We start from the raw sequence: 23581 nt of genomic DNA on the forward strand, positions 1-23581 counted from the left end.
CCGCAAAATCCTGCCACGTTCGCCATGGTTGCGGACGCCACCGATCGCGCCGCGCTCGCGCAGGCGTGGGACTGGCTGCGCCGCACGGTGTCGGCGGGTGCCACGTTGCATGCGGACAGCCGTCGTGTGACGCCGGGTGACGTTTTCGTCGCCTACGCGGTGAAGGGTGCAGACAGCCGTGGCTTCATTGCCGACGCCGTCGAGCGCGGTGCCGCCGCAGTGCTTTGGCAGAGCGATGATTTCACTTGGCCGGCATCGCTCACGTCGCTAGCCAACGTGCCGCAGTTTGGCGTGGCGCGCCTCGACTGGCTCGCGGGCCCGCTGGCGGCGCTGTGGTACGGCGAGCCGAGCGTCGGCATGACGATGTTCGGCGTGACGGGGACCAACGGCAAGACGTCGTGCAGTCAATGGCTGGCGCAATTGCTGTCGAAGACGAACGTGCGCAGCGCCGTGATCGGTACGTTGGGCAGCGGCTTCCCCGGTCATCTCACAGTGACGGGCTTCACCACGCCCGACGCGGTCCAGTTGCAACACAGCCTCGACGATCTGCGCGCGCAAGGCGCTGCAGCGGTCGCGATGGAGGTGTCGTCGCACGGTTTGTATCAGGGACGCGTGAACGGTGTGGCGTTCGACGTGGCGGTGTTCACGAACCTGACGCAGGACCACCTCGACTATCACGGCACGATGGCCGAGTACGAAGCGGCCAAGACGCGACTGTTCGACTGGCCGGGACTGAAGGCGGTGGTCATCAATCGCGACGATGCGATGGGACAGCGTTTGCTGACGCGTCTGGCTGGCAAGACACCGGTCTTCGAATACGGCATTCACGGTGCCGCGACGTCGGCGCAAGGCAACCGCGTGTTGCGGGCGGAAGACATCCGCGCAACGACTGCGGGCACGCGCTTCACGCTGCACATCGACGATCACAGCCAGCAAGTGACGGTGCCGCTGATCGGTGAGTTCAACATCAGCAACGCCCTTGCCGTGCTGGGCGCAGCACTGGCCGCCGGTGTCGCGCAAGATGCCGCCATCGCCGGACTCGCGACGCTCGCGCCGGTGTCCGGCCGCATGGAGCAGATCGGACAGCCGGGGCAGCCGTTGGTGGTGATCGATTACGCCCATACGCCCGACGCACTCGACAAAACGCTGGCCGCCCTGCGGCCGGTCACGCAAGCGCGCGGTGGCAAGCTCGTCTGCGTGTTCGGTTGCGGTGGCGATCGCGATGCGGGCAAGCGTCCGCAAATGGGGGCGGTGGCCGAGCGTCTGGCGGATGCGATCGTGCTCACGAGCGACAACCCGCGCACCGAAGTGCCCGCCGAGATCATGGCGCAGATCGCCGCCGGTCTCGCGCAGCCGGACGCCGCACGTCGCATCGAAGACCGCGCAAGCGCGATTCTTCAGGCTGTGCGCGGCGCGCAGGCCGCCGACGTCGTGCTGATCGCGGGCAAGGGACACGAAAGTACACAGGAAATCATGGGCAAGAAGCGGCCGTTCTCCGATCAGGAACACGCGCGTCTGGCACTCGCTGCGCGTGCGACCACGGTGCGCGGAGGTGGCGAATGACGCCGACGAAGCACGCCATCATGTGGCAACTGAGCGACGCACAGGCGGCCGTGACGGATTCGCGCGTCACCGGCGTGCCGTCGACGGCGTTTGCCCGCATCGTGACGGATAGCCGTTCGGTGCAGCCGGGCGATCTGTTCGTGGCCCTCAAGGGCGAGCGTTTCGATGCACACGATTTTCTGGCCGACGTGGCGCGCGCAGGCGCAGCCGCTGTGGTCGCGACCCACGTGCCGGACGGTTTCGAGACGCCTGCGCTGATCGTGCCCGACACGCGCATCGCGCTGGGCGAACTGGCCGCCGCATGGCGTCGCCGCTTCGCGATTCCGGTCGTCGCGGTCACGGGTAGCAATGGCAAGACGACCGTCAAGGAAATGATCTCGGCGATTTTCGCCGAGGCGGCAGGCGCGGACGCGCGTCTGGCGACCGCCGGGAACTTCAACAACGACATCGGCCTGCCGCTGACGCTGTTCCGTCTGAAAGACGGCGACAAGCTCGCGGTGCTCGAACTCGGCATGAATCACCCGGGCGAGACCGCGTATCTGGCGAAGATCGCGCAGCCGACGGTGGCTGTCATTAACAATGCGCAACGCGAGCATCAGGAATTCATGGTGAACGTGGCCGCCGTGGCCGAGGAGCATTCGGCGGTGCTGGCGGCGCTGCCCGGCGACGGCGTGGCCGTCTTCCCGGCAGAGAGCGAATTCGCACCGATGTGGCGCGAGGTGGCGGGCAAGCGTCGCGTGCTGGACTTTGCGCTGGACGCGCGTGCAGCGGTGTCGGGGCGGTACGACGTCGCGACGCGTGTGTTACGCGTGGCGTCGCCCGCTGGCGAGTTTTCGCTCACGCTGCCGCTGCTCGGCGAGCACAACGCACGCAACGCGCTGGCCGCGATCGCCTGCGCACTGGGTGCGCACGTGGACATTGGTTCGATCGTGCGGGCACTCGAAGCGTTCTCTGCCGTCAAAGGCCGACTTCAGGTGTCCACGCTGTCGAAGGGACCACTCGCGGGTGTCACGCTGATCGACGACACCTATAATGCGAACCCCGATTCCGTATTGGCCGCAATCGACGTACTTGCTCAGACGCCGGCGCCGCGTGTTCTGGTGCTCGGCGACATGGGTGAGGTCGGTGACAACGGCCCCGCATTCCACCGCGAAGTGGGCGAGTACGCCGCACAGCGCGGTATCGATCGCCTGCTCGCGATGGGTGAACAGACGCAGGCCAGCGTTGTCGCGTTCGGCGACGGCGGTGAACATTTTTCAGATGTGAACGACGTGGCGCCGCTCGTAGCGACGCTGAACGCCACGTTGAGTGCGCCGGCAACGGTGCTGGTGAAGGGAAGCCGCTTTATGCGGATGGAGCGCGTGCTCGAACAGTTGCGCGCGACGAATGAAAGCGGGGGCGGCAACGCCCCGGCCAAGTGATAAAGGATTGATGGAATGTTGCTGACGTTGGCGCAATGGCTGCAAGCGGATGCGAGCTATTTGCGCGTGTTCAACTACCTGACGTTTCGGGCCGTGATGGCAAGCCTCACGGCGCTGGTGATCGGGCTCTCGTTCGGGCCGATGGTCATTCGCAAGCTTGCCGAGATGAAGGTGGGTCAGGCCGTGCGTACCGACGGCCCGCAGACGCACCTTGTGAAGTCGGGTACGCCCACGATGGGCGGCGTGCTGATTCTCATCGGCATTACCGTCGCCACGCTGCTCTGGGCGGATCTGAGCAATCGTTTCATCTGGATCGTGCTGCTGGTCACGCTAGGCTTCGGGATCATTGGCTGGATCGACGATTACCGGAAAGTCGTCTTCAAGGACCCGCGCGGCATGTCGTCGCGCGAGAAGTATTTCTGGCAATCGATCATCGGTCTGTTCGCTGCGATCTATCTGGCGTTCTCCGTCTCGGAGACGAGCAACCTGAAGGTCTTCGAGCTGTTCATCAGTTGGGTGCGTAACGGCTTCCCGCTCGATTTGCCGCCGAAAGCGGACTTCATCGTGCCGTTCTTCAAGACGATGAGCTACCCGCTGGGCGTGTTTGGCTTCATCGCGCTGACCTACTTTGTCATCGTCGGCTCGTCCAACGCCGTTAACCTCACGGACGGCCTCGACGGACTGGTCATCATGCCGGTCGTGCTGGTCGGCGCGGCACTCGGTGTGTTCGCTTACGTGATGGGCAACGTCGTCTACTCGAAGTACTTGCTGTTCCCTCACATACCGGGCGCAGGCGAGTTGCTCGTGTTCTGTTCCGCGATGTCGGGGGCCGGGTTGGCGTTCCTATGGTTCAACACCCATCCGGCACAGGTGTTCATGGGCGACGTGGGTGCACTGGCGCTTGGCGGCGCGCTCGGCACGGTCGCCGTGATCGTGCGACAGGAAGTCGTGCTGTTCGTGATGGGCGGTGTGTTCGTCGCGGAAACGCTGTCGGTGATGTTGCAGGTCACCTGGTTCAAATACACCAAGAAGCGATTCGGCGAAGGGCGTCGCATCTTCAAGATGGCCCCGCTGCATCACCACTTCGAATTGTCGGGATGGAAAGAAACGCAGGTGGTGGTCCGTTTCTGGATCATCACGCTGATGCTGGTGCTGATCGGCTTGTCGACGTTGAAGCTGCGCTGACGCTGCTGATGGCGTGTCTCGACGTAACGAGACGAAACAAGACGAGACGTGACTGGCAGGAAGTCACAAGATAGCGACTTCGCAAATTTGTGAAGTCGCTTTCGTGCAAGTGGAATTAAAGGTAAGGCCGCTCGCGCCGATAGCAGTAGATCGGTGTCGTTGAAGCGATGCATTCGTAGGTTGTTTGAATCGATAAAGGAAAGAGCGACGTGTTCGGCGAGAAGTTTGGTGAATCCTGGCAACCGCGTGTCCTGATCCTGGGTCTGGGAGAGTCCGGCCTGGCGATGGCGCGTTGGTGCGCGCGTTACGGCTGCCGAGTGCGTGCAGCCGACACGCGCTTTGCGTCGTCGGAGACACCGCCGAACGTGGCGACCCTGCGCATCGACGCACCGCAAGCCGAATTCGTGGGCGGCGCATTCGCCGGTCAGATCGACGCGCTGCTCGATGACATCGAACTCATCGGCATCAGTCCGGGCCTTTCGCCGCTCGCCGAAGACGTGGCGGCGCTGCTGGCCGAAGCTGCCGAGCGCAGCATTCCTGTGTGGGGCGAGATCGAGTTCTTCGCACAGGCATTGCGTCACATGCAGTCGACGAGTGGCTACGCGCCGAAGGTGCTCGCGATTACCGGCACGAACGGCAAGACCACGACGACAAGCTTGACCGGGTTGCTGTGCCGCCGGGCCGGCAAGCGTACGGCGGTGGCGGGCAACATCAGCCCCACGGCGCTCGACCGTCTGAGCGAGTGCATCGCCGAGGCCACGCTGCCCGACGTCTGGGTGCTCGAACTCTCCAGCTTCCAGCTGGAGACGACGCATTCGCTCGCGCCCGATGCGGCGGCCATTCTCAACATTACGCAAGACCATCTGGACTGGCACGGCGATATGGACGCCTACGCCAGAGCCAAAGCACGCATCTTCGGTGAGAACACCGTGCGCGTGCTCAATCGCGACGACGCCCGCGTGATCGCCTTCGCGTCGCCGGAAGCCAACGTGGTGACCTTCGGCACGGGCAAGCCCGACGCCGTGGGTGACTTCGGTCTGGAGATGGAAGGCGGCATGTGGTGGTTGGTCGAGGGCTTCACGCGCGATGATGCTCCGCCTGCACCCAAGCGTCGAAAGGCGGGCACACCGGAAGTTACGGTCGAGGTGCTGGGCAAGCGTCTGATGCCAGCCGACGCGCTGCGAATCCGCGGTCAGCACAACGCCGCGAACGCCCTGGCGGCGCTCGCACTCGCCCGCGCGATCGATCTGCCTCTGGCCAAGCTGCTGCACGGCCTGCGAGAGTATCCGGGCGAGCCGCATCGCGTTCAGCTCATCGCCACGATCAACGAAGTGGAGTTCTACGACGACAGCAAGGGCACCAACGTCGGCGCGACGGTCGCGGCGATTACGGGGCTCGAAAAGAAGCTGCTGCTGATCCTCGGCGGTGACGGCAAGGGGCAGGACTTCTCGCCGCTGGCCAATCCGGTCGCCCATCACGCGCGCGCGGTGCTGCTGATCGGTCGCGATGCACCGCTGCTGCGCGAAGCGCTCACGGACACCGGCGTCGAGCTGATCGACGTCGCAACGCTGGAAGACGCCACACGCGAAGCCGCCCGCCTGGCGCAGCCCGGCGATGCCGTGCTGCTATCGCCGGCCTGCGCGAGCTTCGACATGTTCCGCAACTACGAGCATCGCGCAAACGTGTTTCGCGACACCGTGGTTGATCTGGCCGCCGACGCGGGGGTAATGCTATGAACCGTATCAAGTCGTTCTTCAGCAAGAAGCGTCAGGCCGGTTTCGCCGGCGCGGGCACGGCCAACGCGCCGGGCGCGGCGACCACGGCGGCAAACCGCACGCTCGGCAGCATCAAGCCGACGCGCTCGCGCATGCTCGAATACGATCACGCGCTCGTTTGGGTGGTGATCTCGTTGCTGTCGCTCGGTCTGATCATGGTCTATTCGGCGTCGGTCGCATTGCCGGACTCACCGAAGTACAGCGGCTATTCGACATTCCACTTCCTCGGTCGTCACATCGTGTCGCTCACGATCGGGCTGGTCGCGGCGGTCATCACCTTCCGGATTCCGGTCAAGACGATGGACAAGCTCGCGCCGAAGCTCTTCCTGCTGGCGCTGCTGCTGCTGGTGATCGTGCTGATCCCGCACGTAGGCAAGGGCGTGAACGGGTCGAAGCGCTGGATTCCGTTTGGCGTGCTGAACCTTCAGCCGTCCGAAATCATGAAGCTCGCCGTCACGCTGTACGCCGCGAACTACACCGTGCGTAAGCAGGAGTTCATGCAGAGCTTCGGTAAGGGCTTCCTGCCGATGGGGATTGCCGTCGTGTTCGTCGGCATGCTGCTGCTGCTCGAACCGGACATGGGCGCGTTCATGGTGGTCGCGGCCATCGCCATGGGCATTCTGTTCCTCGGCGGAGTGAACGGACGCTTGTTCGGTGGTCTGGCGCTCACGGCGGTCGGCACGTTCGCGATGCTGATCTGGTTGTCGCCGTGGCGTCGCGAGCGGATCTTTGCTTATCTCGATCCGTGGCGCGAAGACTATGCCCTGGGCAAGGCTTATCAGCTGACGCACTCGCTCATCGCGTTCGGACGCGGTGAATGGACCGGCGTGGGGCTGGGCGGCAGCATCGAAAAACTGCACTACCTGCCTGAAGCGCACACCGACTTCATCCTCGCAGTGATCGGCGAGGAGTTCGGCTTCGTCGGCGTGCTGGTCGTCATTCTGCTCTTTTACTGGCTGGTGCGCCGCGCGTTCGAAATCGGGCGTCAGGCGCTGGCGCTGGAGCGCACGTTCGCCGGGCTGCTCGCCAAGGGCGTAGGCGTGTGGCTGGGGGCGCAGACCTTCATCAACATGGGCGTGAATCTGGGCCTGCTGCCGACCAAGGGGCTGACGTTGCCGCTGGTCAGTTACGGCGGCTCGGGCATCTTGCTGAACTGTGTAGCCGTGGCGATTTTGCTGCGAGTGGATTACGAGAACCGCGTGCTGATGCGGGGAGGCAAGGTATGACCGAGCGCGCTACCGCGATGCCGGCACCGCAGACGAAGACACGCACGCTGCTGGTCATGGCCGGCGGCACGGGCGGTCACGTCTTCCCGGGGCTCGCGGTCGCCAACTTCCTGCGTGTGCAGGGGTGGCGCGTGGTCTGGCTCGGCAACCCGACCGGCATGGAAGCCACGCTGGTGCCGAAGTACGACATCCCGATGGAGTTCGTGAAGTTCGGCGGGTTGCGCGGCAAAGGCTTGATGACCAAGTTCCTGCTGCCACTCAATCTGCTGCGCGCGTTCTGGCAGAGCATCGGCGCGATTCGTCGCGCTAAGCCGAACGTCGTGCTCGGCATGGGCGGTTACATCACGTTCCCGGCGGGAATGATGGCGTCGCTGCTGGGGCGTCCGCTGGTGTTGCACGAGCAGAACTCGGTGGCGGGCATGGCGAACAAGGTGCTCGCGCGCGTGGCGGACAAGGTGTTGCTCGCGTTCCCGGACACGATTCCGGGTGGCGAGTGGGTTGGCAACCCGATTCGCGCCGACTTCGACGAGATGGCCGAACCCGCCGAGCGCTACAACGCACGCACCGGGCCACTGCGCATTCTGGTCGTCGGTGGGAGTCTGGGCGCGACGGTGCTCAACGAGATCGTGCCGAAGGCGCTGGCGAAGCTGCCGCGCGAAGATCGTCCGCAGGTCACGCACCAGGCGGGCGTCAAACATATTCAGACGTTGCAGGCGAATTACGCCGCAGCTGGGGTGACGGTCGAAGCGCTGCCGTTCATCGACAACATGGTCGCGGCCTATGCCGGAGCGGATCTGGTGATCTGCCGGGCGGGCGCGATGACGGTGGCCGAAGTGGCGGCGGCAGGCGTGGCGGCACTGTTCGTGCCGTTCCCGCACGCGGTCGACGATCACCAGACAACGAATGCGCGTTTCCTCGCCGACAAGGGCGCGGCAACGCTGATCGACCAGCGCGAGCTGTCGGTCGAGACCCTGGCCGAGTGGCTGCGCCGTCAGACGCGCGAATCGCTGCTCGCGATGGGAGAGAAAGCCAGGGCGCTCGCCAAGCCGGACGCCACCGAACAAGTGGCGCGCGTGTGCGCGGCTCTGGCCAAGGATTGAAATGAAACACATCGTCAAACATATTCACTTTGTCGGCATTGGCGGCTCGGGCATGAGCGGCATTGCCGAGGTGTTGCTTAACCTGGGCTATCAGGTGAGCGGCTCCGATCTCGGCGACAACGCGGTCACGCAGCGTCTCGCCGGTCTTGGTGCGCGTATTGCACGCGGCCATGCTGCCGAACATATCGAAGGGGCCGACGCCATCGTCGTCTCCACCGCCATCACTGCGGATAACCCGGAAGTGCTGGCGGGCCGTGCACGTCAGATTCCGATCGTCCCGCGTGCGCTGATGCTCGCGGAACTCATGCGTCTGAAGCAGGGCGTCGCCATTGCAGGCACGCACGGCAAGACGACCACGACGAGTCTCGTGGCCAGCGTGCTTGCGCAAGGCGGGCTCGATCCGACGTTCGTGATCGGCGGCCGTCTGAACAGCGCCGGGGCGAACGCGAAACTCGGCACGGGCGATTTTATCGTGGTCGAGGCCGACGAATCGGACGCGTCGTTCCTGAATCTGAATCCGGTCATCGAAGTCATCACCAACATCGATGCCGATCACATGGATACGTACGGGCACGACTTCGCTCGTCTGAAGCAATCCTTCGTCGCATTTACGCAGCGCCTGCCGTTCTACGGCATCGCCGTGCTGTGCGTCGACGATTCGAACGTGCGCGAGATCCTGCCGTTCGTCTCGAAGCCGATCGTGCGTTATGGCCTGTCGGACGACGCGCAGGTGCGCGCCATCGACGTGCGGGCGGACGGCGGGCAGATGCGCTTCACCGTGCTGCGTAAGTTCGGCGCGGGCGCGGCACCGCTCGACATCACGCTCAATCTGCCGGGCGAGCACAACGTGCGCAACGCGCTGGCCGCGATTGCGATTGCGACCGAACTCGAAGTGCCGGACGCCGCGATTCAACAGGCGCTGGCGGAATTTAACGGCGTGGGCCGACGTTTTCAGCGGTATGGCGAAATCGCGCTGCCGAAGTCCAGCGGCACCGGTTCGTTCACGCTCATCGACGACTATGGGCATCACCCGGTCGAGATGGCGGCAACGCTGGCGGCGGCGCGCGGTGCGTTCCCCGGTCGTCGCATCGTGCTGGCGTTCCAGCCGCATCGGTACACGCGTACGCGCGACTGTTTCGAGGACTTCGTAAAGGTGCTCTCGGATGCGGATGCCGTCGTGCTCGGCGAAGTCTATTCGGCTGGTGAGGCGCCTATCGTGGCTGCCGACGGTCGTGCGCTGGCGCGCGCTTTGCGTGTCGCGGGCAAGGTAGAACCGGTTTTCGTGGAAGACGTTGCGCAACTGCCCGACGCCATTCTGCAAGTCGCCCGTGCGGGCGACGTCGTGATCACCATGGGTGCCGGCTCCATCGGCGCGGTGCCCGGCAAGTTGCAAGTTCAGCAAGGAGTTTGACGTGAGTGCTTTCGATCCGAAACGTTTCGGCAAGGTTGGCGTCCTGATGGGCGGGCGCTCGGCCGAGCGTCAGATCTCGCTGATTTCGGGCAATGGTGTGCTCGAAGCGCTGCGCTCGCGCGGCGTCGATGCGCATGCGTTCGATACGGGCATGCACGATCTCGCCGCGCTCGCCGCGCAGAAGTTCGACCGTGTGTTCATCGCATTGCATGGCCGCTATGGCGAAGACGGCACGCTGCAAGGCGCGCTGGAGCATCTGGGCATTCCGTACACCGGCAGTGGCGTGTTGGCTTCCGCGCTGGCGATGGACAAGGAGATGACCAAGCGCATCTGGATCAACGAAGGGCTGCCGACGCCGCGCTTCACGATGCTGAATGCCGACACCGACTTCGATGCCGTCGCGCGCGATCTTGGGTTGCCGCTCATCGTCAAACCGTCGCGCGAAGGATCGACCATCGGTCTGACGAAGGTGACGGAAGCCTCGCAACTGAAGGCGGCGTTCGAGAAGGCGGTAGCACTCGACCCGGACGTGCTCGCCGAGGAGTTCATCGACGGCGACGAGCTGACCGTGCCGGTGCTTGGCGTGGGCACGAAGGGCGCGAATGCCGCGCGCTCGCTGCCGGTCATCCGCATCGTCGCGCCGGACGCGAACTACGACTACCAGAACAAGTACTTCAAGGACGACACGCGCTACGAGTGCCCGCCGCCGTTGTCGGTGTCCTTGCAAGAGGAAGTGCAGCGCCTCGTGTTGCGCGCCTACCTCGTGCTCGGCTGCCGTGGCTGGGCCCGTGCCGACGTGATGCTGCGCAAGCGCGATAACAAGCCGTACCTGTTGGAGATCAATACGTCGCCGGGCATGACCGGTCACTCGCTGGTGCCGATTTCGGCGCGCGCGGCGGGCCTGTCGTACGAAGACCTGGTGGTTGAAATTCTGGCAACTGCGACGCTCGATCTGCATCCGAACGCGCAGTGGAAACCCGAGTAAGACATTGAACGCGTTGAAGAACGCCCTGATACGGAAAGCAAATCGCCATGTGGCACAACGTACGCCTGCTCAACGCCATTGCGAGTGTGCTCGTCGCGCTCGTCGTGCTGGCGGCGCTCGCGGCGGGCGGTCATTGGCTGATTCAGCGGCCGGTTTTCACGCTCAAGGCGATTCAGATCGATGGGGATGTGTCCCACATCAACGGACCGACCTTGCGGGCGAATGCGGTCTCGAGGCTGAAGGGCAACTTCTTCACGATCGATCTGGACGCCACACGAGCGGCGTTCGAAGCGGTGCCCTGGGTGCGTCATGCGAGCGTGCGGCGTGTCTGGCCGAATCAGCTCGCGGTGTCGATCGAGGAGTACAAACCGCTGGCAACGTGGAACGACGGCCGTCTGGTGAGTGTGGACGGCGAGTTGTTCGCAGCCAACCTGGCGGAAGCGGAGGACGACGGCAAATTGCCGGAGTTCGCGGGGCCGCCGGGCAGCGAGAAGGATGTGACGGCGCGGTACTACGACTTCGTGAAGTGGTTTGCGCCGCTGAATATGAAACCCGAAGCCGTCACGCTGTCGAATCGCTACGCCTGGGGCGTACGGCTCGCAGGGGGCGTGCAACTGGCGCTGGGACGGGAGCGAACCCCCGAGACCCTCGCCACGCGCAGCCGACGTTTCGTACAGGCGTATCCGCAGGTAGCGGCACGCTGGGGAAATCAGATCGAGTATGCCGATCTGCGGTACCCGAACGGTTTTGCAGTGCGTGCCGCGGGCATGCGTTTCTTGAGCGAAGAACAGGCCAAGAAGCTTGCCGCGACACCCGTGCAAAAGCGGGATTCGCAGAAGCCGGCAGCGAAACCTGCCGCGCCGGTAAAGCGAAGCCAGTGAGACTTCAGGACTTACACACGCTATGAGCAAAGATTACAAGGATCTGTTGGTCGCCCTCGATATCGGCACGTCGAAAGTCGTGGCGGTGGTGGCCGAACTGCGCCCTGAAGGCCGCTATGAAGTCATCGGCCTCGGCCAGAGTGAATCGCGCGGCCTCAAAAAGGGCGTGGTGGTGAACATCGAGGCCACAGTGCAGTCCATTCAGCGTGCGCTCGAAGAAGCGGAGCTGATGGCCGACTGCAAGATCACCAACGTGTTCACCGGTATCGCCGGCAGTCACATCCGCAGCTTCAATTCGAGCGGCATGGTGGCGATCAAGGACAAGGAAGTGACGCAGGCCGACGTGGCGCGCGTCATCGAAACGGCCAAGGCGATCAATATCCCGACCGATCAGCAGGTGCTGCATATCCTCACGCAGGAATTCATCATCGACGGTCAGGAAGATGTGCGCGAGCCGATCGGCATGAGCGGCATCCGTCTCGAAGTGAAGGTGCATATCGTGACCGGCGCGGTGTCGGCCGCACAAAACATCGTGAAGTGCGTGCGACGTTGCGGCCTCGAAGTGAACGATCTGATTCTGCAACCGCTGGCGTCGAGCATCTCGGTGCTCACGGAAGACGAGAAGGAACTCGGTGTGGTGCTGATCGACATCGGCGGCGGCACGACCGACATCGCAATCTTCAGCGAAGGGGCGATTCGTCACACGGCTGTGATTCCGATTGCTGGCGACCAGATCACGAGCGATATCGCGATGGCCGTTCGCACGCCGACGCCGGATGCGGAAGACATCAAGATTCAGCACGGCATCGCCAAGCAGTCGCTGGCCGATCCGGACGAAATGATCGAAGTGCCGGGGCTGGGCGAGCGCGGTCCGCGTACGCTCTCGCGTCAGGCGCTGGCCGCGGTGATCGAGCCGCGTGTCGAAGAGCTGTTCTCGCTGGTGCAGCAGGTGGTGCGCGAGTCGGGTTACGAAGAACTGCTTTCCTCGGGCATCGTGCTCACCGGCGGCGCGGCAATGATGCCGGGCATGGTCGAGCTGGGCGAGGACATCTTCCTCAAGCCCGTGCGCATTGGCGTGCCGGAATACGCAGGCGGTCTGGCCGACGTGGTGCGCAGCCCGCGCTACGCCACGGCGATGGGCCTGCTGCTCGAAGGGCGTTCCCAGCGCATGCGCGGCCGCAAGGTTGCGGTGCAGTCGGGGCAGGCGAACCAGGTCTGGACGCGGATGCGCGACTGGTTCTTCAGCAATTTTTAAGTTGTCTTTTTAAAGAGTTTTTGAGGGGTGTGGATTCGGTGTTGAAAACACGCGCGGCTTACCCGAGCGGCACGTGACCCGTAGTACCGGATCTGCTTTTAATTCACTGGAGGCGCTATGAACTTCGAAATGTTGGAAACGGAAACCAACGGCACCATCATCAAGGTGGTGGGTGTTGGTGGAGCTGGCGGCAATGCCGTCCAGCACATGATCAACCGTGGTGTGCAAGGCGTGGAATTCATCGCCATGAACACCGACGCTCAGGCACTGGGCCGCTCGCAGGCCAGCGTGAACATTCAGCTCGGCAAGACCGGTCTGGGTGCTGGCGCGAAGCCGGAAATGGGCCGCTCCGCCGCTGAAGAAGCGCGCGAGCGCGTGGCCGACGCCTTGCGTGGCGCGCACATGGTGTTCATCACCGCCGGTATGGGCGGCGGTACGGGCACGGGCGCAGCACCGGTGGTGGCGCAGATCGCCAAGGAAATGGGCATTCTGACCGTCGGCGTGGTGTCCAAGCCGTTCGAGTTCGAAGGCGGCAAGCGTATGCGTGTGGCCGAGACGGGCGCGCAGGAACTGGAAGACAACGTCGACTCGCTGATCGTCGTGCTCAATGACAAGCTGTTCGAAGTCATGGGCGATGATGCCGAGATGGACAAGTGCTTCCAGTGCGCCGACGACGTGCTGCACAACGCGGTGGCCGGCATCGCCGAAATCATCAATGTTGACGGTCTGGTGAACGTCGACTTTGAAGACGTGAAGACGGTGATGGGCGAGCAAGGCAAGGCGATGATGGGTACGGCGACGGTTGCCGGTGTCGATCGTGCGCGTCTGGCTGCCGAGCAAGCCGTGGCAAGCCCGCTGCTCGAAGGCGTGGATCTGTCGGGTGCGCGTGGCGTGCTGGTGAACATCACGGCATCGCGTTCGCTGCGTCTGTCGGAAACGCGTGAAGTGATGAACACCATCAAGAGCTACGCCGCTGAAGACGCGACCGTGATTTTCGGTACCGTCTACGACGACAAGATGGGCGATGCACTGCGCGTGACCGTCGTGGCAACCGGCCTGGGCCGTGCTATTGCGAAGAAGGCCGCTGCACCGATGACGCTGCTCAAGACCGGTACCGACAACATGCCGATCGCGACCGGCCACGTGCCGAACGTCGGTCAGGCTGCCGGTACGGACTACGGCGCGCTGGATACGCCGGCCGTGTGGCGCAGCACGCGGGAGACCGCAGCTTCGCACGTCGCTGCGTTGCAGGAAAAGGGTGTCGACACGTACGACATCCCGGCCTTCCTGCGCAAGCAAGCCGACTGACAAGGTTGCGCGCGGGCTGGGTGCCAGTGCCTGGCGCCGCCGCACCTTGGGAATCGCGAGACCTACGCAGGTCGTCGTGAGGATTCGCCGTCGCTCCAACTACCATGCCCTGTGGCGTGGGGGAGGCGCGCCTGGGTACGGGTCCGAAGGACGATACGGCAAGGTTGTGATGCGCCGAGATGCCTTGTGGTTGCGACGACCAGAGTCGCAAAAGGTATCGACGCGTCACAGATGACGGACGTTACGGGTAAGCGTTCGTGATCCCTGACCCGGTCTCGCGGATCTGTCCCCCCGACCGCTGCGGCTTGCCTCCGTCGCAGTGGCCGGGGTGCCCCGAAAATTAATGGACGCGCAGGTCTATGGCCTGACGTCTAAGATGGAAAAAGCCGATTTTCGCAAATACGTCATTTCGTATCGCGCTATAGGTAAGGGACAATCCGATGAGGCAACATCCGGAATGTTTGGTAACGAAGCGTTGTGTTTGTGGCACAGCGATGAAGGCGCCGATCTGATATAATTCGATCTATGATACTTAGCGCCTAATAGTTTTAATAAATAGCATGCTTAAGCAGCGCACTCTCAAATCCATCGCCAAGACAGTCGGCATCGGCTTGCACTCCGGTCGCAAGGTCGAGTTGTCGCTGCGTCCGGCGCCGCCCGATACGGGCATTGTCTTCTGCCGTACCGATCTGAATCCGCCTGTAGAGATTCCGGCGTCGGCGATGGCGATTGGCGACACGCGTCTTGCGTCGGTGTTGCAAAAGGATGGTGCGCGGGTGTCCACCGTGGAACACCTGATGTCGGCATGCGCGGGGCTGGGCATCGACAATCTGTATGTCGACGTCACCGCCGAAGAAATTCCGATCATGGACGGCAGCGCTGCGACGTTCGTCTTCCTGATCCAGTCGGCCGGCATCGAAGAGCAGCCCGCTGCCAAGAAATTCATCCGTGTGACGAAGCCGGTTGAGATTCGCGAAGGCGACAAGCTTGCCCGTCTCGATCCGTACGACGGCTTCAAGCTCAAGTTCACCATCGACTTCCGTCACCCGGCCGTGGATCGCACGGGCCAGGCGCTTGAGGTCGATTTCGCCGATACGTCCTACGCGAAGGAAATCGCGCGCGCGCGCACGTTCGGTTTCGCGCATGAAGTCGAAATGCTGCGTGAGCTGGGGCTTGCGCGCGGCGGTAGTATGGACAACGCGATTGTGCTCGACGAGTACCGCATTCTGAACAATGACGGTCTGCGCTACGACGACGAGTTCGTGAAGCACAAGATGCTCGACGCGATTGGCGACCTGTACGTGATCGGCCACCCGCTGCTGGCGTCGTACACGGCGTACAAGTCGGGTCACGGTCTGAACAACCAACTGCTGCGCGAGCTTCTCGCACAGGAGGCCTACGAAATCGTCACGTTCGAGCGCGCAGAAGACGCCCCGCGCGGCTTCCAGTTCGAACCGCAGACACAGTTCGCGTAAGTGACGCAAACCGTCATCCTGTATGACGGGGATGTAACAAAAAGAAAGCGCCGGTGATCCGGCGCTTTTTTATTTGACGCGCGAGCAAAATCGGGGGCTGCAATTGCGTGCGACGTTCAGGGTTTGCGCGTCCCGCCATAAGAGTGACGAGCAACGAGTCGCGCGAGCGCATCGCGCAGCGGAGACGGCTCCAGAGCGTCACGCAGATCGCGCAGGCTCACGAGCCCCTGACGCGACAGCCGGGCCTCTTTAGGGGGCTTCTGCGGCTCCGGCGTGGCGATGCTCACACGGATCTTGATCGAACGGATGAGCCATCCGCGCGTCGCCAGTCCGTCGATCAGCGACGGCGTTTGTTGACGCAGACGCGCCGCCAGCGCGTTATTGCTCACCAGGAAGACGAGCGCCCCTTCACGCGGCGGCGCGAGCCTCACGCTGCCGCTGAGTGCGGCGGGCAACAGCGCGTGAACGTCACGCTCCAGACGGCCGAGTTGTTCGGCGGCGACCAGCAGCGATCCGGCACCGTCGGATGCGGATAACAGGTCGGTCAGAGGTCGGGCAACGCGAGGCGCTTTGGGTCGTTTCATATGATGAGACAGAAGTCGCCGCATATTTTACCCCGCCATCGGGCGTCGCCTCGTCTCGTCCCCTGAAAGCCCCGGTTTGTTGACGTTGGGTGCCGTCGGGAGGTGCCACGTCAGCATGCTAGAATCCATTTTTCAGTACAGGTATCGAACCGGCGTGCGGCCAACGTGCCAAATACCGGTGACCCGCAGCGCGCAGACGTTCGGGCGGATCGTTACTCATGGGGCACAACTCCGGGGTGAGGTTTTCCGTCAGACGACAGACTGCGTGATTGCGAACGACATTTGCCGCCCTAACCAGTGATCCGATGATTCCCGGTCTTCTTAAAAAAGTATTTGGCAGCCGCAACCAGCGGCTCATCAAGCAGTACCAGAAAACCGTCACGGCGATTAACGCCCTCGAGCCGCAGATCGCCCAACTGAGCGATGAGCAACTGCGCGGCAAGACTGAGGAATTCAAGCAACGTATCGCCCAGGGGGCGAGCGTGGATTCGTTGCTCGTCGAAGCCTTTGCCGTGTGCCGTGAGGCGGGCAAGCGCGTCCTCAAGATGCGTCACTTCGACGTTCAGCTGATCGGCGGCATGGTGCTGCACTACGGCAAGATCGCCGAAATGCGCACGGGCGAGGGCAAGACGCTCGTTGCCACGCTGCCCGCTTACCTGAATGCGCTCTCGGGCAAGGGCGTGCACGTCGTGACCGTCAACGACTACCTGGCACAGCGCGACGCCGAGTGGATGGCGCGTCTGTACAACTTCCTGGGTCTGTCGGTGGGTATCAACCTGTCGCAGATGCCGCACGACCAGAAGCAAGGCGCTTACGCGGCCGACATCACGTACGGCACGAACAACGAGTTCGGTTTCGACTACCTGCGCGACAACATGGTCTACGAGACCGAGCAGCGGGTGCAGCGTACGCTCAACTACGCGATCGTCGACGAAGTGGACTCGATCCTGATCGACGAAGCCCGTACGCCGCTGATCATCTCCGGTCAGGCTGAAGATCACACCGAACTGTACGTAAAGATGGATCGCCTGCCGGCGATGCTCGAACGTCAGATCGGCGAAGAGAAGTCCGACGGTACGGGCGTCGAAGTGCCGGGCGACTACACGCTCGACGAGAAGGGGCGTCAGGTGTTCCTGACCGAGCGCGGCCACGAGAAGGCGGAGCAACTGCTCGCCGAGTGGGGCATGATCGCCGAGGGCGATAGCCTGTACGCGCCGCAGAACATCACGCTCATGCACCACGTGTACGCCGCACTGCGCGCGCACACGCTGTTCCACAAGGATCAGCACTACGTGGTGCAAGACAACGAGATCGTGATCGTCGACGAGTTCACGGGCCGTCTGATGGCAGGCCGTCGCTGGTCCGAAGGTCTGCATCAGGCCGTGGAAGCGAAGGAGCGCGTCAAGATCCAGCACGAGAACCAGACGCTCGCCTCTATCACGTTCCAGAACTACTTCCGCATGTACGCCAAGCTCTCGGGCATGACGGGTACTGCGGATACCGAAGCGTTCGAATTCAACGAGATCTACCGGCTTGAGACGGTGGTGATCCCGACGAACCGTCAGCCGAAGCGGATCGACCGTCAGGATCAGATCTACAAGACGGCCAAGGAAAAGTACGACGCCGTCATCAAGGACATTCGCGACTGCGTCGAGCGCGGCCAGCCTGTGCTGGTGGGCACGACGTCGATCGAAACGTCCGAATACCTCTCCCAACTGCTCACGCGCGAAAAGCTGCCGCACCAGGTGCTCAACGCCAAGCAGCACCAGCGTGAAGCCGAGATCGTGGCGCAGGCGGGCCGTCCGGGCGTGATCACCATCGCGACGAACATGGCCGGGCGCGGTACCGACATCGTGCTGGGCGGTAACGTCGAGAAGCAATCCGGTTTCATCGAAGCGGACGAAAGCCTGTCGGACGCCGACAAGGCGGCCCGCATCCAGCAGTTGCAGGACGAGTGGCAAGGGTTGCACGAGCAGGTGAAGACCGCTGGCGGTCTGCACATCATCGGCACCGAGCGTCACGAATCGCGCCGTATCGACAACCAGCTGCGCGGCCGTTCGGGCCGTCAGGGCGATCCGGGTTCGTCGCGCTTCTATCTGTCGCTGGAAGATCCGCTGCTGCGCATTTTCGCGGGCGACCGCGTGCGCGCGATCATGGATCGTCTGAAGATGCCGGAAGGCGAGGCCATCGAAGCGGGCATCGTCACGCGTTCGATCGAGTCGGCACAGCGCAAGGTCGAAGCACGTAACTTCGACGTGCGTAAGCAGTTGCTGGAGTATGACGACGTTGCGAACGATCAGCGTAAGGTGATCTATCAGCAGCGCAACGAACTGCTTGAAGCGCAGGATGTGTCGGAAACGATTGCGGGCATGCGTCAAAGCGTGTTCGAGGATCTGGTGCGCAACTACGTGCCGGTCGGGACCGTGGAAGAGCAGTGGGACCTGAAGGGTCTGGAGACGACGCTGCGCGAAGAGTGGCAGCTCGATCTGCCGCTGCAATCGCGTATCGAAGGCGCGGAAGAGATCGACGACGAAGACATCCTCAAGGAAGTCATGGAGGCGGCCGAAGCGTCGTATGCCGCGAAGGTCGATCTGGTGGGCCGTGAGTCGTTCTCGGGCTTCGAGCGTTCGGTCATGCTGCAAAGCGTGGATTCGAACTGGCGTGAGCATCTGGCCGCGCTGGATCACCTGCGTCAGGGTATCCATCTGCGCGGTTACGCTCAGAAGAATCCGAAGCAGGAATACAAGCGCGAAGCGTTCGAATTGTTCGCGCAGTTGCTCGAGACCATCAAGCTGGAAGTCACGCGCGTCATCATGAACGTGCGCATTCAGTCACAGGAAGAGCTTGAGCAAGCCACGGAGTCGCTCGACGACAACGCAGGCGGTCTGGTGAACATCGAGTTCAAGCATGACGAACTCGAAACCGTGGGCGGCGACGGCGAAGTGGACGAAGACGCCGGTCGTCCGGTGGTCGCGGCGCTCGCCCAGGCAGCCGGTGCTGTGGGTGTGGCCGGTGCGGCCGCTGGCGGCGACATGCTGCCGAAGGTCGGACGCAACGACCCGTGCCCGTGCGGCAGTGGCAAGAAATTCAAGCACTGCCACGGCAAACTGTCTTAAGATGTGAACGATCGACGCGGCGCCGACACTTTATCGGCGCCGCGTCGTTTGTAGCGCCGGTTTGTGAGGATTTGCAAAGCTTCGAAACCGGCCGCACCGATCAACCGCCGCCCGGGCGGGCTGTCGTGCCGACATCGCCAGGGCGGGTGCTTGAACTCTTACCTCTCGCGGGCGAACCCCCATGGCCGTCAATTTCCCCTCGATCGAAGCCTCCCAACTGCACGCCGTTCCGGGCGTCGAACTGGGCTGGGCCGAAGCCAATATCCGCAAACCGAACCGCAAGGACGTGCTGGTCATGCGACTGGCTGCCGGCAGCACGGTATCGGGCGTTTTCACGACCAACCGCTTTTGCGCAGCCCCGGTGACGGTGTGCAAGGAACATCTGGCCGCCCATGCGGGCATCCGCGCGCTCGTCGTCAACACGGGTAACGCCAATGCGGGCACCGGCGAGCCGGGCATGCTGGCCACGCGCGCCACCTGCGACGCGCTGGCCAAGCTGCTGTCGGTCTCGAGCAACCAGATCCTGCCGTTTTCGACGGGGGTGATTCTCGAGCCGCTGCCGGTCGACCGTCTGGTCGCCGGTCTGCCGCAGGCCATCGCCAATCTGGCACCGGCGCACTGGTTCGAAGCTGCACAATCGATCATGACGACCGACACGCTGCCGAAGGCTGCCTCGCGTCAGATCGTGATCGACGGCCAGACGATCGTGATGACGGGCGTGAGCAAGGGCGCGGGCATGATCAAGCCGAACATGGCGACCATGCTGGGCTTTGTGGGCACGAACGCCCGCGTGGCACAACCGGTGCTCGACGCGCTGGTGAAATACGTGGCCGACCGCTCGTTCAACGCCATCACCATCGACGGCGATACGTCCACCAACGATTCGTTCATCGTGGCCGCCACGGGCCAGACCGAGTTGCCGGAAATCGCCAGCACGGACACCCCGGCGTTTGCTGCCTTTCGCGACGCGCTGCTGTCGATCTCCCAAGAGCTGGCGCAACTGATCGTGCGCGACGGCGAAGGCGCGACCAAGTTCATCACCGTGACGGTCGAAGGTGGCCGTGACGTGGCCGAGTGCCGTCAGATCGCTTATGCCATCGGCCATTCGCCGCTGGTGAAGACGGCTTTCTTTGCGTCCGATCCGAATCTGGGTCGCATTCTGGCCGCCATTGGCTATGCGGGCGTGAACGACCTCGACGTCAGCAAGATCGACTTGTATCTCGACGATGTGCTGGTGGCGCGCGCAGGTGGCCGCAACGCCGACTATCGCGAAGAAGACGGTCAGCGCGTGATGAAGCAAAGCGAAATTACGGTACGCGTAGTGCTGGGTCGCGGCGACGCGGCCGCTACGCTGTGGACGTGCGATCTCTCGCACGAATACGTGAGCATAAACGCGGATTACCGCTCCTGAGACCCGACGCGACGGCCCTGAAGGTCTAGGCTTCCCACAGGAGGCGAGGGCCGTCGGCGCATGGCACCGATGTCTGACCGGCGTCGGCCATGTGCCGGTGGAAGTGAATGAGCGAAACGCGCAAGTCCATCGGAATCAACGTTTGGACTGCCGGACGGGTGGCAAAAGCACCGCGGCGCACAGCGAAGGGAAACGACAACACCTCGAAGCATCGACATGAGCGCCCATGAGCGGCGCGGGGATATCGAAGCATGGACAAACTGGAACAGTTCCTGACGCGCGCGGAAGGCGTGCTGGCCCGGCTGGAGGCAATGCTGCCCCCGGCGACCCCTGAGATCGACTGGAGCGTCGCCACGGCGTTTCGCTGGCGCAAGAAGCAGGGCCGTGGGTTTCTGCAGCCCGTCGCGCACGTCTCCTCCATTACGCTAAGCGACCTGCAGAACATCGAACGCCAGAAGGCGCTGATCGAGCAGAACACGCGTCAGTTTGTGCGTGGTGAGCCGGCCAACAACGTGCTGCTGACCGGTGCACGCGGCACGGGCAAGTCGTCGCTGATCAAGGCTTGTCTGAATCAGTACGCGTCGGAAGGGCTGCGTCTGATCGAAGTCGACAAGGACGACCTGACCGATCTGGGCGACATCGTCGACCTGATCTCGCAGCGTCCGGAACGCTTTGTCGTGTTCTGCGACGACCTGTCGTTCGAAGATGGTGAATCGGGTTACAAGGCGCTCAAGGTGGCGCTCGACGGTTCCGTGGCCGCGCAGTCGGACAACGTGCTGATTTACGCGACGTCCAACCGTCGTCACCTGTTGCCCGAGTACATGAAGGACAACGAGAGCTATCGTCACACCGACGACGGCGAGATTCATCCGGGCGAAGTGATCGAAGAGAAGATCTCGCTGTCCGAACGTTTCGGCCTGTGGGTGAGTTTCTACCCGTTCAAGCAGGACGACTACCTGACGATCGTTGGCCACTGGCTGCAACACTTCGGCGTGTCGGCGGATCAGACGGAAAGCGCGCGTCAGGAAGCGCTGATCTGGGCATTGGAGCGCGGTTCGCGCTCGGGCCGTGTGGCATTCCAGTTTGCGCGCGATTGGGCGGGCAAGCAGCGAGGCGCGGCACAGGCATCGTAACGATTGGGCGGATGGCGTCGTCCGGGGATGACCCGGCCCGCCGTTTGCCCGATCCCGAAATTCAGCAATGCGTAGCGATATGACAGATTCGAAACAAACGGCGCCGGACGGGCGTCCGGTCACGGAAGTGGCCGTTGGCGTCATGGTGCGCCCGGATGGCGCGGTGCTGCTTGGGCAGCGTCCTGAGGGCAAGCCGTACGCCGGTTACTGGGAGTTCCCGGGCGGCAAACTCGAAGTGGGCGAGTCGGTTGCGGCGGCGCTGGCGCGCGAGCTGCACGAGGAACTGGGCGTCACGGTCGAGCGTTGCGCGCCCTGGCGTGTCCTCGAGCACGACTACCCGCATGCGTATGTGCGTTTGCACTTCTGCAAAGTGACGGCATGGCAGGGCGAGCCGCATGGCAAGGAAGGGCAGGCCCTCGCGTGGGAGCATCCGCCGGTGAGCGTGGAGCCGCTGCTACCCGCTGCGTTGCCGCCGCTGACGTGGCTCGCCGAGGAGTTGGCGCAGCGTTCATGACGCACCCATGACGCACCCATGACGCACCCATGACGCCTCCGAGGGCGTTGGCGAGGCGAATGCCGGTCGGGTCTGCTGAAAAGGAAAAAAGCCGCTTCGATAGATGTCGAAGCGGCTTTTTTCTATATCGCTCGGTGCGAGTTCGTCAGCACTTAGCGTTGTGTCGGGTCGAGCGGCGATTCCTGTGAGGGATCTTCCGGCGATTCTGACGGGATGGTGTACTTCTCCGCGGCCCACGCGCCCATATCGATCTGCTTGCAGCGTTCCGAGCAGAACGGGCGGAATTTGGCTTGCGGACCCCAGATGACTTTCTTGCCGCAGGTCGGGCAGTTCACGACGCTCGTCATCGGCTTACAAATTGCAGAGGGTGAGCAGGAACGGCACGTCGCTGTCGACCGGACGCGGCTTCAGATCGCCGTCCTGCGTCGTGAAGCGCACCCACAGCATGTACTTGTTGGCGCTGGCTTCCGGAATGACGCGAAGGTCGGCGGCGACACGCACCTGCATCAGCTGATAGACACGGCCGGTGAGCATTTGCTGATAGCTGCCCTGCTGCGCCATCGCCTTGCTGGCATGGCCGGACTCGCGCGCCAGCCCCAGCACGATGCTGATGGCGTCGCGAATTGGGAACAGCGGGCCGATCCATTTATCGATGTCGTGACGGCGCTGCTCGGCATCGTTGTGACGCCAGGCGTAATACGACGGCAGATCGAATCGGCAGGTGCCGCCCGGAATGACCGAACGGCTCCGAATGCTGGCAAGCCACTCGTTGTCGTTCAGATGCTGACCGGGTTTGCCGGGAATCTGGTTGAGGTTCGCGATGGCCAGCTCGACTTCGCCAATGAATTGTTCGAGCGCGTCGGAAGCGATATCGGGATTGCCGCGATAGGTCTGCAGCGTCTGACGTTGCCGGTCGAGCTCCTTGACCAACTCGTTTTTCAGATCGGTGCGACCGGCGATGTCGGCAATCTCAAACATCGTGATCAGGGCCGCGTGATGATCGAGCGGCTGATCCTGTCCGACGAAAAAGGCAAAGCGCCCGAACAGCTCTTCTAGCCGAAGCAGCGTGCGAATGCGTTCGTTGAGCGGATATTCGTACAGGATCAAGCGCGTTGGCCCAAAAGTTGGCGCTTTTCAGCGTAATGGCGACATTCTAATGCGGGAATCTGTCGGGTTGCAACGCGAGTGGGCGCTCAATTGGCCACCGAACGCAAGACGCCTGCACGAAATGCCTCCCG

20 protein-coding genes are annotated in these 23581 nt (G+C 63.1%); 17 read left to right on the forward strand and 3 right to left on the reverse strand.

The window, feature by feature from the left end; translation table 11 throughout:
• Positions 1-24: 24 nt before the first annotated feature.
• The 13 genes from PAN31117_RS05695 (at position 25) to lpxC (ending at position 15585) form a co-directional block, all read left to right on the forward strand.
• Positions 25-1563 (forward strand): UDP-N-acetylmuramoyl-L-alanyl-D-glutamate--2,6-diaminopimelate ligase, encoded by a 1539-nt coding sequence (locus PAN31117_RS05695; protein WP_150737721.1) that lies wholly within the window; start codon positions 25-27, stop codon positions 1561-1563.
• Positions 1560-2984 carry a UDP-N-acetylmuramoyl-tripeptide--D-alanyl-D-alanine ligase gene (locus tag PAN31117_RS05700; protein WP_174990845.1) on the forward strand — a complete coding sequence of 475 codons (1425 nt, stop codon included), beginning with the start codon at positions 1560-1562 and terminating at the stop codon, positions 2982-2984. Before PAN31117_RS05695 ends, PAN31117_RS05700 begins: the two co-directional genes overlap by 4 nt.
• A gap of 15 nt (positions 2985-2999) precedes the next feature.
• On the forward strand, positions 3000-4169 hold the full coding sequence (mraY, locus tag PAN31117_RS05705; protein WP_039393356.1) for a phospho-N-acetylmuramoyl-pentapeptide-transferase: 1170 nt from the start codon (positions 3000-3002) through the stop codon (positions 4167-4169).
• A gap of 209 nt (positions 4170-4378) precedes the next feature.
• The gene (gene murD / locus PAN31117_RS05710; RefSeq protein ID WP_150737355.1) at positions 4379-5905 is read left to right on the forward strand and encodes a UDP-N-acetylmuramoyl-L-alanine--D-glutamate ligase; all 1527 of its coding nucleotides are present in this window, start codon (positions 4379-4381) and stop codon (positions 5903-5905) included.
• Positions 5902-7170, forward strand: a complete 1269-nt coding sequence (gene ftsW, locus PAN31117_RS05715; RefSeq protein ID WP_039393354.1) for a putative lipid II flippase FtsW — start codon at positions 5902-5904, stop codon at positions 7168-7170. Before murD ends, ftsW begins: the two co-directional genes overlap by 4 nt.
• A complete protein-coding gene (gene murG, locus PAN31117_RS05720) occupies positions 7167-8270 on the forward strand; it encodes an undecaprenyldiphospho-muramoylpentapeptide beta-N-acetylglucosaminyltransferase (protein ID WP_150737356.1) in 1104 nt (367 codons plus the stop codon). Before ftsW ends, murG begins: the two co-directional genes overlap by 4 nt.
• Before the next feature lies 1 nt (position 8271).
• A complete protein-coding gene (murC, locus tag PAN31117_RS05725; RefSeq protein WP_150737357.1) occupies positions 8272-9681 on the forward strand; it encodes a UDP-N-acetylmuramate--L-alanine ligase in 1410 nt (469 codons plus the stop codon).
• 1 nt (position 9682) lies between these two features.
• Positions 9683-10666, forward strand: coding sequence for a D-alanine--D-alanine ligase (locus PAN31117_RS05730; protein WP_150575878.1), 984 nt, complete (start codon positions 9683-9685; stop codon positions 10664-10666).
• Positions 10667-10713: 47 nt separating this feature from the next.
• On the forward strand, positions 10714-11547 hold the full coding sequence (locus tag PAN31117_RS05735) for a cell division protein FtsQ/DivIB (protein ID WP_150737358.1): 834 nt from the start codon (positions 10714-10716) through the stop codon (positions 11545-11547).
• Between the two features lie 22 nt (positions 11548-11569).
• The gene (gene ftsA / locus PAN31117_RS05740; protein ID WP_010806905.1) at positions 11570-12802 is read left to right on the forward strand and encodes a cell division protein FtsA; all 1233 of its coding nucleotides are present in this window, start codon (positions 11570-11572) and stop codon (positions 12800-12802) included.
• A 117-nt stretch (positions 12803-12919) separates the two neighbouring features.
• Complete coding sequence (ftsZ, locus tag PAN31117_RS05745) at positions 12920-14110, forward strand: cell division protein FtsZ (RefSeq protein ID WP_150737359.1); 1191 nt, start codon at positions 12920-12922, stop codon at positions 14108-14110.
• Between the two features lie 343 nt (positions 14111-14453).
• A complete protein-coding gene (locus PAN31117_RS27040; RefSeq protein WP_174990846.1) occupies positions 14454-14627 on the forward strand; it encodes a hypothetical protein in 174 nt (57 codons plus the stop codon).
• Between the two features lie 43 nt (positions 14628-14670).
• The gene (gene lpxC, locus PAN31117_RS05750) at positions 14671-15585 is read left to right on the forward strand and encodes a UDP-3-O-acyl-N-acetylglucosamine deacetylase (RefSeq protein ID WP_150737360.1); all 915 of its coding nucleotides are present in this window, start codon (positions 14671-14673) and stop codon (positions 15583-15585) included.
• A gap of 116 nt (positions 15586-15701) precedes the next feature.
• Here the strand turns inward: lpxC and PAN31117_RS05755 are convergent, their stop codons facing one another.
• The gene (locus PAN31117_RS05755; protein ID WP_046289867.1) at positions 15702-16169 is read right to left on the reverse strand and encodes a DciA family protein; all 468 of its coding nucleotides are present in this window, start codon (positions 16167-16169) and stop codon (positions 15702-15704) included.
• A 305-nt stretch (positions 16170-16474) separates the two neighbouring features.
• Between PAN31117_RS05755 and secA the strand changes: the two genes are divergently transcribed.
• The 4 genes from secA (at position 16475) to PAN31117_RS05775 (ending at position 22343) form a co-directional block, all read left to right on the forward strand.
• Positions 16475-19285 carry a preprotein translocase subunit SecA gene (secA, locus tag PAN31117_RS05760; RefSeq protein ID WP_150737361.1) on the forward strand — a complete coding sequence of 937 codons (2811 nt, stop codon included), beginning with the start codon at positions 16475-16477 and terminating at the stop codon, positions 19283-19285.
• A gap of 181 nt (positions 19286-19466) precedes the next feature.
• Positions 19467-20696 carry a bifunctional glutamate N-acetyltransferase/amino-acid acetyltransferase ArgJ gene (gene argJ, locus PAN31117_RS05765; protein WP_150737362.1) on the forward strand — a complete coding sequence of 410 codons (1230 nt, stop codon included), beginning with the start codon at positions 19467-19469 and terminating at the stop codon, positions 20694-20696.
• A gap of 251 nt (positions 20697-20947) precedes the next feature.
• Positions 20948-21829: an ATP-binding protein gene (locus PAN31117_RS05770; protein WP_150737363.1), complete on the forward strand. Its 882-nt coding sequence runs from the start codon at positions 20948-20950 to the stop codon at positions 21827-21829.
• Positions 21830-21908: 79 nt separating this feature from the next.
• On the forward strand, positions 21909-22343 hold the full coding sequence (locus PAN31117_RS05775) for an NUDIX domain-containing protein (protein ID WP_150737364.1): 435 nt from the start codon (positions 21909-21911) through the stop codon (positions 22341-22343).
• 152 nt (positions 22344-22495) lie between these two features.
• Here the strand turns inward: PAN31117_RS05775 and yacG are convergent, their stop codons facing one another.
• Together yacG and zapD are read right to left on the reverse strand one after the other, a co-directional pair.
• On the reverse strand, positions 22496-22690 hold the full coding sequence (gene yacG / locus PAN31117_RS05780) for a DNA gyrase inhibitor YacG (protein WP_150737365.1): 195 nt from the start codon (positions 22688-22690) through the stop codon (positions 22496-22498).
• A gap of 4 nt (positions 22691-22694) precedes the next feature.
• Positions 22695-23450 carry a cell division protein ZapD gene (gene zapD, locus PAN31117_RS05785; RefSeq protein WP_039393327.1) on the reverse strand — a complete coding sequence of 252 codons (756 nt, stop codon included), beginning with the start codon at positions 23448-23450 and terminating at the stop codon, positions 22695-22697.
• Positions 23451-23581 lie beyond the last annotated feature (131 nt).

It is taken from the genome of Pandoraea anapnoica (assembly GCF_902459765.1).
Lineage (GTDB): Bacteria > Pseudomonadota > Gammaproteobacteria > Burkholderiales > Burkholderiaceae > Pandoraea > Pandoraea anapnoica.